Raw genomic sequence first — 12,188 nt, 5'->3', positions numbered from 1 at the left:
GTGCATCGGACTGTCTGGCAATACGGATTTCGATCAAACATTGAGCTCCAAACAAAAAGGGGCGACCCGCAGGCCGCCCCCATTTCTATACGAGATTGCGTCCAATCAGAACTGGAAACGTGCCCGAAGGTAGTAGCTGCCACCGTTAAAGCCGAATGGCGAGGTCACAGCGTATTTTGCACCGGCCACGAAGTCCCAAGGGTTGCGTGTCGGATAAGTGTCGAACAGGTTCTGCGCACCTGCTGCGATCTCCAGACCGTCGATCACTTCATAGCCCAGTTCGGCATCGAAAGTGACCCGTGAACCCGCGTTGATCGGCAGCGTGCCATCATCAAGGTGTGCTTCGTAGAAGCTGCCGTAATAATTGGCGCGCAGCAGACCGCGAACCCGGCCTTCTTCGTGGGTCAGATTGAGGAAGCCCTTCCACTGCGGAAGGTTCTCTTCAAGCTGCTGAATACGCGTGTCCGAAATTGTCGGATCGGCATTCAGCACACTGGTCTTCGTGTAGTTGATTGCCAGCGTTGCCTTCGTGCGTCCGCCCTCGGTCACGTTGAGATCGGCATTCGCCACAAAGTCGACGCCCTGCGTGCGCGTATCGAACGCATTGTTGAAGAACGCAAAGGCTGTCAGGTCTTCAAAACCGGTGAAGTCAGCGCGATCAATCACACCGGCTGTGCCGAGTTCGGCCAGCAGGCCCGATGTATCTGTGCTGGTTACCGCCACGCCTTCGCGCGCTGCCAGATATTGCAGAGCGGCTGTGAAGTCGATCGTTGAAGAACGCGAGATACGATCAGTCAGCTTGATGTTGAAGTAATCAAGCGTGAAGGTGATGTTTCCAAAATCACCGGCCAGACCAAGCGTGAAGCTGTCGGACTCTTCCGGTCCAAGCGTCGGACGATCAAGACCAAGTCCGCCGTTGGCCACGCTGTCAGCAACAAAGTCCGAGGCGATCAGACCTGCGGGACTGAAGAGCGGGAATGTACCCTCGTCCTGCAACATGCCGCCAGAGAACTGCGTGGTCACATTGATCACGTTTGCCTGACCGGCAGTTGGTACGTGGAAGCCGGTCGAATATGTGCCGCGAACCCGCAACGCGTCCGACAGTCGATACAAGGCCCCCAGTTTCCAGGTCGTAGTGTCGCCAAAGGTCTTGGTGTCTTCATAACGAACCGCAGCCTGCAACGTCAGGGAATCGATCAAGTCAGCTTCAATATCGATGTAAGCAGCCTTGTTGTCTTCCTTGCTCGACCCGGCAGCATTGGTGGCGAAACCGCCAAAACCGTTCGAACTGGAGGAGAAGCCCTGACCAACGGGATAGGCAGCAGTCGGCGTGGCAAGCGGGCCGAGCGCAAAGCTGGCTGGATCGCCCGCAGTGATAGTGAATTCCTCATCGCGATATTCACCGCCGGCGGCGATATAGACTGTGCCTTCGCCAACAGCGAGTTCATAACCAAGATCGAGGTTGAACACGTTTTCAGTCTGGGTGTAACCGCCCGGATTGAATTCGGTCGGCGTGTTCGGCCCGAGCGACGCGTTGATCGTATTGCGGATGAAGAAGCTGATGTCGTTCCGACCATGACGATAGCTTAGGTCAAAGTCGATGCTATCCAGCAGTCGGCCGCGAATACCAACGGCACCAGAGTAATCTTCCAGATCGCCCCCGAAGCGCGGCGTGAAGCCGCCCGGGAACAACTCTACGAATGAGAAACAATTTGCGTCAGCTGTCACCGCTGCCAGGACAGTCGGGTCAGGAATCAATCCATTTGTTCCGGTCAGTGGGATGCCTGCCGGGCAGTCGCCGGTGTCATTAATCGACAGGTCGCCGACCAACACCGAAGCTACACCTGCTGGATCTGCAAAGCCGGTTACCGGATCAACCAGTGGGCCAGCATAGACGCCGCCGCGGTTGGTCGGGTTGCGGAAGAAGAAACCGCCATCAACATTGCGCTCGGCGTAATTGCCGAATGCATAGAGCGAAATTTCCGGAGTGAGATCAATACCGAAGTTCGCGAACAGCTTGATGTCATCATTGACGTTGGGCTGACCCCAGATTTGCGCGGGATCAGCAACTGCAGCATTGCCAGCAGCGATCAGGTTCGCTGCATCAGTTCGTTGAACCGAACGGCTGGTAGCGTCGGATTCCTGATACTCGGCACTGAGGTTAAGAAAGCCAGCATCGCCCATTGGCAGGCCGATGTTCGCAGCGATCTGATAATTGTCACCGTCGCCTTCATAGGTCGAGCCCCATTTACCGGAGATCGAGCCGCCTTCAGCGTCATCCTTGATGATGAAGTTCATCACGCCTGCGATCGCGTCAGAACCGTACTGCGATGACGCGCCATCGCGCAGCACTTCGAGTTGCTTGATGGCAATCGATGGTATGGTCGATACGTCTGGACCTTGCGAACCATCGGCGATGCCGCCACCAAGGAAGGCAATCACGGCTGCGCGGTGCATACGCTTGCCATTGACCAGCACCAATGTGTTGTCAGGTGATAGGCCGCGCAGGTTGGCTGGTCGTACCAGCGTCGCAGCATCGGAAATCGGTTGTGTGTTGACGTTGAACGATGGGACCGCGACACGCAGAAGGTTCGAAATATCGTTGTCCGCCTGATTGGTGAGCTCTGCTCCTGACACCACGTCAACAGGGGCAACGGTGTCACCTGCAGAACGGTCTGACTGACGTGTACCTGTAACAATGATCGTGGGTGCTTGAGCACCGTCCGAGCTGGCATCCTGTGCCATCACGGGAGTCGCCATCATACCAAGCGAGCATCCGGTCAAAAGTAAAGCACGTGTTTTCTTGAAAGCAAACATAGACATCCTCCTGCAAGACCGGGCTTTTGCCCGCATCAATCACAGAGTGATTCCGTTTCTCTTTTCAGACAATAGAGCTGCGGAGAATATGCGACGAACGGTCGAGCTATGTTGCAGAAATGCGACATCGGATTCTTGGCGAAAAAAGGGGCCGGAGCGAGTGGCTCCGGCCCTACTTAGTCTGTTCGTTCGCAGGAGGAACGATGTGAGGCGGGGGGAGGAGGGAGAGGAGAGAGGTTCCTCACCCCGCCAAACTTGTGATCAGGCCGTCCGGGCAAATTCCGGATAGGCTTCGATACCGGTTTCGCTGTGGTCGAGACCAGCGGTCTCTTCCTCTGCGCTCGGACGGACACCGATGGTGTATTTCAGCGCGATCCAAACAACGAGCGAGGCAAGCGATACCCAGACAGCTGTCAGCGCAACGCCGACGAACTGGCCCATGTAGGTAGCATCGCCATACAGCGGGACGATCATGGTGCCCCAGATACCTGCAATCAGGTGAACCGGGATCGCGCCAACAACATCGTCGATCTTCATCTTGTCGAGGATCGGCACGAAGATGACCGGAATCAGGCCGCCTACAGCACCGATGAAAATCGATCCGCCGACGGTTGGGGCGAGTGGCTCAGCTGTAATAGCCACCAGACCGCCCAGTGCGCCGTTCAAAGCCATGGTCACGTCAGCCTTCTTGTAGCGGACGAGGGTTGCAACGATCGCCGCAACAACACCGGCAGCAGCCGCCATGTTGGTGTTCACGAAAATCTTCGAGACATCGGAAACGTCGCCAACTGTGCCCATCGCGAGCTGCGACGCGCCGTTGAAGCCGAACCAGCCAAGCCACAGGATGAACGTACCCAGTGTAGCAAGCGGAATGTTCGCGCCCGGGAAGACATTGACCCTACCGTCAGCGCCATAGCGACCGAGGCGCGGGCCGATGATCAGAGCACCGACAAGTGCTGCCCAGCCGCCAGTCGAGTGAACCAGAGTTGAGCCGGCAAAGTCACTGAAGCCGTGGACGCTATCAAGGTAGCCACCGCCCCACTCCCAGCTGACAACAACCGGGTAGATTACGCCGGTCAGAACAACCACGAAGAGGAAAAACGGAACGATCTTGACGCGTTCGGCAATGGTGCCTGACACGATAGAAGCCGTGGTAGCGCAGAACACCATCTGGAAGAACCAGTCTGATGCAACTGAATAACCTGTTTCTAGGTCTGCTTCGCCAACGCCCTGCATCGTGTAAGGCCCGCCTGCCACGCCAAACAGGCCCAATGAGCCCTCTGCAAAGCCAGGATAGGCAATATTATAGCCGATAACCCAGAACATGAGGCCGGCGATCGAGTAGAGTCCGATGTTCTTGATACATTGAACGCTGGTGTTCTTTGCACGAACCAGGCCAGCTTCGAGCATGGCAAAACCAGCAGCCATCCACATGACCAGGAAGCCGCCGATCAAAAACAGCAGAGTGTTGAGAATGTAAGCAGTGCCAGCGCTAACAGTATCGCCAGCAGCCGCTGCTTCAACCGCTTCAGTTACAGCGTCTGCAACGGGAGCTGCCAAAGCTGGCTGCGACATAGTCAGCGCACCGAGCCCGAGAGTCGCGAGGGTTAGAAGTTTACGATTCATCTTGTTTGTCCCCTTGATCACAGCGCTGTTTCGCCGGTCTCGCCGGTGCGGATGCGCGTGGCGGAAGCCAGATCGAGCACGAATATCTTGCCATCGCCGATGGCATCAGTGCTGGCCGTTTGCTGAATGGTCTCGACCACCTGAGCGGCGATGTCGTCAGCCGCTGCGATTTCCAGCTTCACTTTAGGAAGCATGTTGGTCGAATATTCTGCACCACGATAGATTTCGGTCTGACCCTTTTGGCGGCCGAAGCCCTTTACTTCGGAAACAGTCATCCCTGCGACCCCGATGCCGCCCAGCGCTTCGCGGACTTCATCGAGCTTAAACGGTTTTATTACGGCGATGATGAACTTCATCTTTGCCCCCTACAGCTCACCGGGCACATTCCCGGCTTCGCAGGTGCAGCAAGAGGCGTGCCAGAATCCCTAAAGGCTCGGAATCCCGCTTTAACCAGCGAGAGAGAGCACCCTAGCCCTACCTAAAAAGTTAAATATTGCCTATTTTTTAATCGGTCGCTTGTTTTTTGTGCAGATCAAGCGTCGCCCAAATAGGCAAATGGTCAGAGGCGACCGCCGCTATTGCGCTATGGTGCACGCCACTATCGCGATAGCCCCAATCGGGCGTAGTGACGATGCGATCAAAACGCGCGATCGGTCTCGTCGCCGGATAGCTCGGACCTGGCGTGATTTGCTGCCACGCCATGCCGAACGCGCGCATAGCACCAGACAGCCTACCCCATTGATTGAAATCGCCCATGATAACGGTCGGCATCCGTTCCCTTCGAGCACAATGTTTGAGAATTGCCTTGACCTGATCGCGCCGGCGCAATCCAGAGATATCCAGGTGCGCGCCGACAACACGCAGCTTTTGATCGCCAAGCTGCAACTCTGCCATCACGGCTCCGCGCGGCTCAAGTGTCGGCAAGTCTAGCGGTTCCGCAAAGCTGCATTCAAAGTCCCGCCGAACCAGCAATGCATTGCCGTGCCAGCCAAGGCTGCGGGCGCGCTTCGCAACGGCAAGTGGCCGCCATCTTGTGTCATCCAGCAAGGCCCGCGGGAGAACGCTCGCGCGTTGCCCAATTCGTCGATCCGCCTCTTGCAGCGCGATGATGTCCGCGTCGACTTCGCGCAGCACAGTAATAATGCGATCCGGATCACGCCGTGCATCAAGGCCGACAGCCTTGTGGATGTTATAGCTGGCGAAGGTGAGCTGCACCCGCCCGTGCCGCCTTATTCACCCGCGATATAGCGGTCAGTAGCGCGTGTTGGCAGGCCGTCTATGCTGGAAATGCGCAAGGCGTGCTTTGCCGCCCATTCATCGGGGTTCGACTGCGCATGCGCTTTCTTCAGTGTCTGCCGCTCTTCCTGATACTCCATAAAGGGCACGCCCCAACCGCAGCTGGTTTGAACATTCTCGACATCGATCACGAAGATCTGGCGTGTTCCCGGAAGCAATGTGAAATGTGAAACAAGATCGTCCCACTCCGAATCCTGCGGCAGCACTGCCCGGCCGCGGCCATAGATGCGCAGGATCAGCGCGGGCTGCTGGAAATTGCAGAACATGATCGTGATGCGCCCATCGGCAGCAAGATGAGCATGCGTCTCATTGCCTGAGCCGCCAAGGTCGAGATAGGCAACTTGCGTCGCTGATAGCACCCGGAACGCATCGTAACCTTTAGGGCTTAGATTGATCCGCGCGCCCTCAGCCGCGGTTGCGACGAAGAACACCGGCTGCTTGCTAATCATCTCAACGTGCTTGTCTTCCAATGCGTCGAAAAAGTCAGCCATCACAGAAATTCCCGTAGAACCGTCATAAAGCGATCAAACTGGTCATGGTGGAGCCAGTGGCCCGCCTGTTCGAATTCGATCACTTCAGCGTTGTTGAAGTATTTGATCCGGCCATCCTTCGCCGGATTCGACGCCCAGCTATCAGCCCCGTAAAGCAGCAGCGTTGGCGCTGTTATCGCTCCCCAGATTTGCTGCAGAAACTCATCCGCAACATCTTCAACTGCCCAGACGTTGAGGTGCGGATCAAATTTCCAGCTATAGGTGCCATCCTCGTTCCGGTTGATACCGTGGATCGTGAGATGGCGCGCCTGCTCTTCGGTGAGGTAACTGTTCTCCTCAATCATCCGCGCAAAAGCCAATTCGATGCTTTCATACTTGCGCGGCGTGCGGCCCGATGCAGAACGTTTCTTGCCGATCCATTCGGCAAAGCGTTCGGGATAAGGGGTGCTGCGCATTTCAGCCTGGCGGTCGGGCGAAGGCCCAAGGCCTTCGATGGCTATAATCTTCTTGACCATATCCGGGAACACGCCCGCATAGCGTAGCGCGACGTTGCCGCCCATCGAATGGCTGACAAGGGTCACCGGACCGCGCCCGAGCTGATGGATCAGCTGCGCGAGGTCATAGACCATGTCATTGACCCGGTAGTTGCCGTCAGACACCCAATCGCTGTCACCATGTCCGCGATGATCCATCGCCACAACGTGATAGTCTTTGCGAAGCTGTTCTGCGGTCCAGTCCCAGCTGCGCGCATGGTCGCGCCCGCCATGGACCAGCACCAGGGGCGGCATGTCCTGATTGCCCCAATCCTCGTAATTGAGACGCAAACGCTGCGAGATGAATGTCTGGGAAGTTGGTCCTGAACCGTTCATGGCTCATGCTTTGAGCCAAGCTTGCGCGCCATGCAAGCCCAGCCTGAGCTTTAGCGTTCCTTCGTCGCAGAAAAGGTCAATTCGGCGTTGTTTTCGGCCTGATAGTTCACGTCCCACGGGCTCTTGGCCATGAACACCAGATCGCCGTCGCGGTCCTTTGCCAGATTGGCGCGGTTGAAATCCTCAAACTGCTTAAGCGCGGCGGCTGGCCCCTTGACCCAGCGCGCGGTGGCAAAGGGGGATGCTTCCAGCCCGGCTTCGACTTTGTATTCCGCAGAAAGCCGCGAGATTAACACTTCCAATTGCAGTTGACCGACTACGCCCACAATGTGCTGTGCGCCAATCTCTGGGTAGAAGACCTGGATCACGCCTTCTTCGGAGAGATCGTCCAGCGCTTTGCGAAGCTGTTTGGTCTTGGTCGGGTCTTTCAACTGTACGCGGCGCAGGATTTCCGGCGCGAAGTTGGGCAGACCGGTGAAGCGCACAGTGTTCTTTTCGCTGAGAGTATCGCCCACGCGTAAGGTGCCGTGATTGGGAATGCCGATGATGTCGCCCGCTTCGGCTGTGTCCGCAATTTCGCGGTCTTGCGCAAAAAACAGGATCGGCGAGTGAACCGCGATTGGCTTGCCCAGCCCTGAGGGCGTCAGCTTCATCCCGCGTTTGAAGGTGCCGGACACCTGCCGCATGAAAGCGATCCGGTCACGGTGGTTCGGGTCCATGTTCGCCTGAACCTTGAAGATGAAGCCGGTCACCTCGTCGCGCGAAGGCGGAATCTGTTCATCGCCTGCCGGTTGCGGGCGCGGCGGCGGGGCGTATTTCGCGATCGCATCGATCAGTTCTTCAACCCCGAAATTCTTCAGCGCCGAACCGAAATAGACCGGTGTTAGGTCGCCGTTGCGGTATGCCTCCAGGTCAAATTCGGGATAGCCAATCTGCGCGAGTTCGACATTCTCCGCGATGTCTTCAGGCAGCTGAGCATCGGCATCGCGCTTGCCGGTGAACTCCTTCGAGGGGCCTTCCGGTCGAGCAACCGTGCCGCTGGCAAAGTCGAGAATGCCTTCAAACTGGCCGCCCATGCCCACAGGATACATCTGCGGCGACACGTCGAGCGCGAGCATGTCCGCGATCTCGTCAAGCAGTTCGAAGACCGGGCGCCCTTCGCGATCGACCTTGTTGACGAAGGTGATGATCGGGACACTGCGCAGGCGGCACACTTCGAACAGCTTGCGGGTTTGCGGCTCGATACCCTTGGCCGCGTCGATCACCATGATCGCACTGTCGACTGCTGTCAGCGTGCGATAGGTGTCTTCAGAGAAATCCTCGTGCCCCGGCGTGTCGAGCAAGTTGAAAGTGATCGTCTCACCATCATACTCTTTCTCGAACGTCATGACTGACGACGTGACCGAGATACCGCGCTGTTGCTCGATCTTCATCCAGTCCGAACGCGCACGACGAGCCTGCCCACGCGCCTTGACCTCGCCCGCAAGATGGATCGCGCCGCCTTGCAGCAGCAGTTTTTCCGTAAGCGTGGTCTTACCCGCGTCAGGGTGCGAGATGATCGCGAATGTACGTCTGTTCGACTCATTTGGATTGGACATGGATTGCCGGAACGCGGATTATCCGCGCAGTTCCGCCCCCTGCTTGGCCGCATTGGCAACGATCGCGTCAGAGATCGCTTTGAGATCCGCATCCTTGTAGCTTCTCTCGATTGGCTGAAGCGTTACTTCGACAGCGACCGATTTCTTACCTTCAGGCACGCCTTGTCCCGCGAACACATCAAACACGCGCGCATCGACAATGTTTGTCTTGTCCGCACCCTTCACCGCGCGCACCAGATCGCTCGCTGCTAATTCCGCCGGAACGAGGAAGGCGAAGTCACGCGTTACTGCTTGCAAACTTGGCGGGCTATAAGGCTTGCGCGCAAAGTCCGCATTCTTCTTCGCCGGTACCGCATCCAGATGAATACCAACCACCGCCACGGGAACACTGATATCATATGCCTTGAGCATTGACGGGTGTATCATGCCGAAGCTTGCAATCCGGTTCTTCGGGCCCAGTCGTAGTGTCGCTGATTGGCCCGGGTGATAGGCATCGCCCGCTTCACCCATCACCATCAGATTGCTTACAGGTGCACCTGCAGCCTCAAGCAGTTCAAGGCAGATTGCCTTCGCGTCGTAAGCGTCAAAAGATGTAGCTTTGCCCGAAGCCCAGCCACGCGGCAGCTTGTCTCCCGCCAAGACGCAAACCAAGGTTGGCCGTTCGCCATCCTCCAGATAGCGCCGCCCGATTTCGAATAAGCGTACGCTGGAGGCGCCGCGATCGAGATTGCGCTGAACCGCTGACAGCAATCCGGGTAGCAATGACGGCCGCATGACCTTCATGTCTTCGCTGATCGGGTTATCGAGCACCCATTTGCCGCCGCCCACGCTTTCTGCTTGCGCTTCAGAAATGAACGACCAGGTGATCGCTTCGTTGAGCCCGCTCGCAGCGGCTGCGCGGCGCAGCTTGCGCTCGGTCAATTGCTCAGGGGTAGCGGTCGGCTTCGCAACGCCATCTGCCCGAGGCAACGCAACGCTTTCGACTTTGTCGAGGCCGTGAATACGAACGACTTCCTCGACCAGATCAGCCGCGCCTTCGATATCATGGCGACGCGTGGGGCAGGTAACATTCCAACTGCCATCGACCGCAAAGTCGAGGCTTTCCAGAATGCGCTTCTGCTCCCCGGCAGGCACATCAACACCACCCAAACGAGCGGTAAGGCCCGTGTCGAAGCTGATGACCTTTGGTTCGCTCGGCGGCGATCCGGCATGTACCTGTTCGCTCGCGGCTCCGCCCGCCAGCTCGACAATCAGCCCGGTCAGCAGATCCAGCCCGTCATCGAGAAACGCCGGATCCACTCCGCGTTCAAAACGCGTGCGCGCGTCAGAGGCGAGGCCAAGCTTGCGGCCTGTCACGCCAATGCGCGCCGGATTGAAATAGGCGATCTCAAGCAGCACGTCGGTCGTCTCGTCCGAGCAACCCGAGTCTTCACCGCCCATAATGCCGGCAACATCGTGCACGCCCGCATCGTCAGCGATCACCGTCATACTGTCGTCGAGCGTGTACGTCTTCTCGTTCAGCGCCAGCACCTGCTCGCCATTCTTTGCCCGGCGGGCGACCACCGCGCCGGTTAGCTTTGCCAGGTCATAGGCGTGTGCCGGTCGGCCGTAGGCGAGCATGACGTAGTTGGTCAGATCGACCAAGAGCGAGATCGGGCGTTGACCTGCGCTGGTCAGCCGCTGTTGCAGCCAGTCTGGTGACGGCCCGTTTTTCACGCCTGTGATTACGCGGCCATAGAATGCCGGGCATCCTTCCGGATCGTCCGTGCGAATTTCGACGGGGCATGCGCCATCGGCGGCAAACTCCGGCATCGCGATCGGCTTCAATTTGCCAAGCCCGGCCGCCGCCAGATCGCGCGCAATCCCGTAAACCCCCATGCAGTCAGGGCGGTTCGGCGTAATCGCCACATCAATCACTGGTGAAGACCCGTGATAATCGGCAAAGCTGCGGCCAACCGGTGCGTCTTCAGGCAGTTCGATGATGCCATCATGCTCATCGCCCAGCTCAAGCTCGCGCACCGAGCACATCATGCCATTTGATTCGACGCCGCGGATCGCACTTTTGCGGAGCTCCATGCCATTCGATGGCACAACTGCACCAGGCTGTCCCAGCACGCCCTTCATGCCTGCGCGCGCATTCGGCGCCCCGCAAACGACTTGCAGCGGATCGCCCGAACCCGTGTCGACAGTGAGCACTTGCAGTTTGTCAGCGTCCGGGTGCTTTTCAGCTGTCAGCACCTTGGCGACGGTGAAGCCAGCCAGCCGCTCCGCCGGGTCTTCAACACCCTCGACTTCCAGTCCGATGGCATTGAGCGTATCGACAATCTCCTTCACCGAAGCCTCGGTTTCGAGATGGTCTTTGAGCCAAGTGAGCGAGAACTTCATGATTTCGCTCCTACACCTGCGGAAAGCGTCGGCTGGTCGAACGGACTGAACCCATAGTGCTGCAGCCAGCGTACATCGCCATCGAAGAAGGCACGAAGATCGGTCATGCCGTACTTAAGCATGGCCAAGCGGTCGACACCGACGCCGAACGCAAAGCCTTGCCAGACGTCTGCGTCGAGCCCGGCCATCTCGATTACGCGGCGATTCACAATGCCGCTGCCGAGCAGTTCCATCCAGTCATGCCCATCGTCATCACCATTGCCGCCGACAACCCAGCGGCCACCCTCTTTCGAGTAGCCAACATCCACTTCGACACTGGGCTCCGTGAATGGGAAATAGCTGGGGCGCAGACGAAGCACGATGTCGTCGCGCTCGAAAAAGGCCTTGAGAAAAGTCTCAAGCGTCCACTTGAGATGTCCGAGATGAATATCCTTGTCTATCACCAGGCCTTCAACCTGGTGAAACATCGGCGTGTGCGTCGCGTCGCTGTCAGAGCGATAGACACGCCCCGGCGCGATAATGCGGATCGGCGCGCCGTGCTCTTTCATAGAACGTATCTGCACAGGCGAAGTGTGCGTGCGTAGCAGCATAGAATTGCCGTCAGCGTTCTTGTCAGGGAAATAAAAGGTGTCATGCATCGCGCGCGCAGGATGGCTCTCATCCATGTTGAGCGCAGTAAAGTTGTGCCAGTCGTCTTCGATCTCTGGACCGGTTGCAACGGCGAAACCCAAGTCGGCAAAAATCTCTGCCAGTTCGTCCATCACCTGGCTGACAGGATGGACAGATCCCTTCGGCGCGTCAGGCGCGGGCAACGTCAGGTCAAGCGTTTCACTCGAAAGTTGTGCTTCCAATGCGGCAGCTTCCAATGAGCCTTTTTTCGCAGCAATCGCATCGGCGATTTCGCCGCGTACAGCCTGGATAGCGGGCGCAGCAGACGCGCGTTCTTCCGGGCTCATCTGCCCAAGCGTTTTCAAGGCCGCGCTCACCCAGCCTTTTTTGCCGAGCGCAGCAACGCGCTGCTCCTCCAGCGTATCAAGCGTTTCCGCACTGTCGATGGCAGCCAGTGCTGCCTCTTTTTGTGGTGTCAAATCTGTCATTGCTAATAT

Annotated in this window: 9 protein-coding genes; all 9 read right to left on the bottom strand. The window is 57.7% G+C overall.

From position 1 onward, the window contains the following. Positions 1–105 precede the first annotated feature (105 nt). Entirely contained in the window at positions 106–2,817 is a 2,712-nt protein-coding gene (locus A6F69_RS03200; RefSeq protein WP_067597266.1) for a TonB-dependent receptor plug domain-containing protein, read from the bottom strand. Between the two features lie 261 nt (positions 2,818–3,078). Beyond that, positions 3,079–4,443, bottom strand: coding sequence for an ammonium transporter family protein (locus tag A6F69_RS03195; protein ID WP_067602345.1), 1,365 nt, complete (start codon positions 4,441–4,443; stop codon positions 3,079–3,081). A 17-nt stretch (positions 4,444–4,460) separates the two neighbouring features. Next, positions 4,461–4,799: a P-II family nitrogen regulator gene (locus A6F69_RS03190; protein WP_067597264.1), complete on the bottom strand. Its 339-nt coding sequence runs from the start codon at positions 4,797–4,799 to the stop codon at positions 4,461–4,463. Positions 4,800–4,947: 148 nt separating this feature from the next. Continuing rightward, positions 4,948–5,658, bottom strand: a complete 711-nt coding sequence (locus A6F69_RS03185; protein ID WP_067597261.1) for an endonuclease/exonuclease/phosphatase family protein — start codon at positions 5,656–5,658, stop codon at positions 4,948–4,950. A 14-nt stretch (positions 5,659–5,672) separates the two neighbouring features. Beyond that, positions 5,673–6,230, bottom strand: a complete 558-nt coding sequence (locus A6F69_RS03180) for a pyridoxamine 5'-phosphate oxidase family protein (protein ID WP_067597260.1) — start codon at positions 6,228–6,230, stop codon at positions 5,673–5,675. Continuing rightward, positions 6,230–7,099, bottom strand: coding sequence for an alpha/beta fold hydrolase (locus A6F69_RS03175; protein WP_067597254.1), 870 nt, complete (start codon positions 7,097–7,099; stop codon positions 6,230–6,232). The genes A6F69_RS03180 and A6F69_RS03175 overlap by 1 nt, the downstream gene beginning before the upstream one ends. A 50-nt stretch (positions 7,100–7,149) precedes the next feature. After that, positions 7,150–8,697, bottom strand: coding sequence for a peptide chain release factor 3 (locus A6F69_RS03170; RefSeq protein ID WP_067597252.1), 1,548 nt, complete (start codon positions 8,695–8,697; stop codon positions 7,150–7,152). Positions 8,698–8,715: 18 nt separating this feature from the next. Then, on the bottom strand, positions 8,716–11,082 hold the full coding sequence (gene pheT, locus A6F69_RS03165; RefSeq protein WP_067597250.1) for a phenylalanine--tRNA ligase subunit beta: 2,367 nt from the start codon (positions 11,080–11,082) through the stop codon (positions 8,716–8,718). After that, on the bottom strand, positions 11,079–12,179 hold the full coding sequence (gene pheS, locus A6F69_RS03160; RefSeq protein WP_067597248.1) for a phenylalanine--tRNA ligase subunit alpha: 1,101 nt from the start codon (positions 12,177–12,179) through the stop codon (positions 11,079–11,081). Before pheS ends, pheT begins: the two co-directional genes overlap by 4 nt. Between the last annotated feature and the right edge of the window lie 9 nt (positions 12,180–12,188).

It is taken from the genome of Altererythrobacter ishigakiensis (assembly GCF_001663155.1).
Lineage (GTDB): Bacteria > Pseudomonadota > Alphaproteobacteria > Sphingomonadales > Sphingomonadaceae > Erythrobacter > Erythrobacter ishigakiensis.
This window is presented reverse-complemented; position numbering and strand designations above follow the sequence as displayed.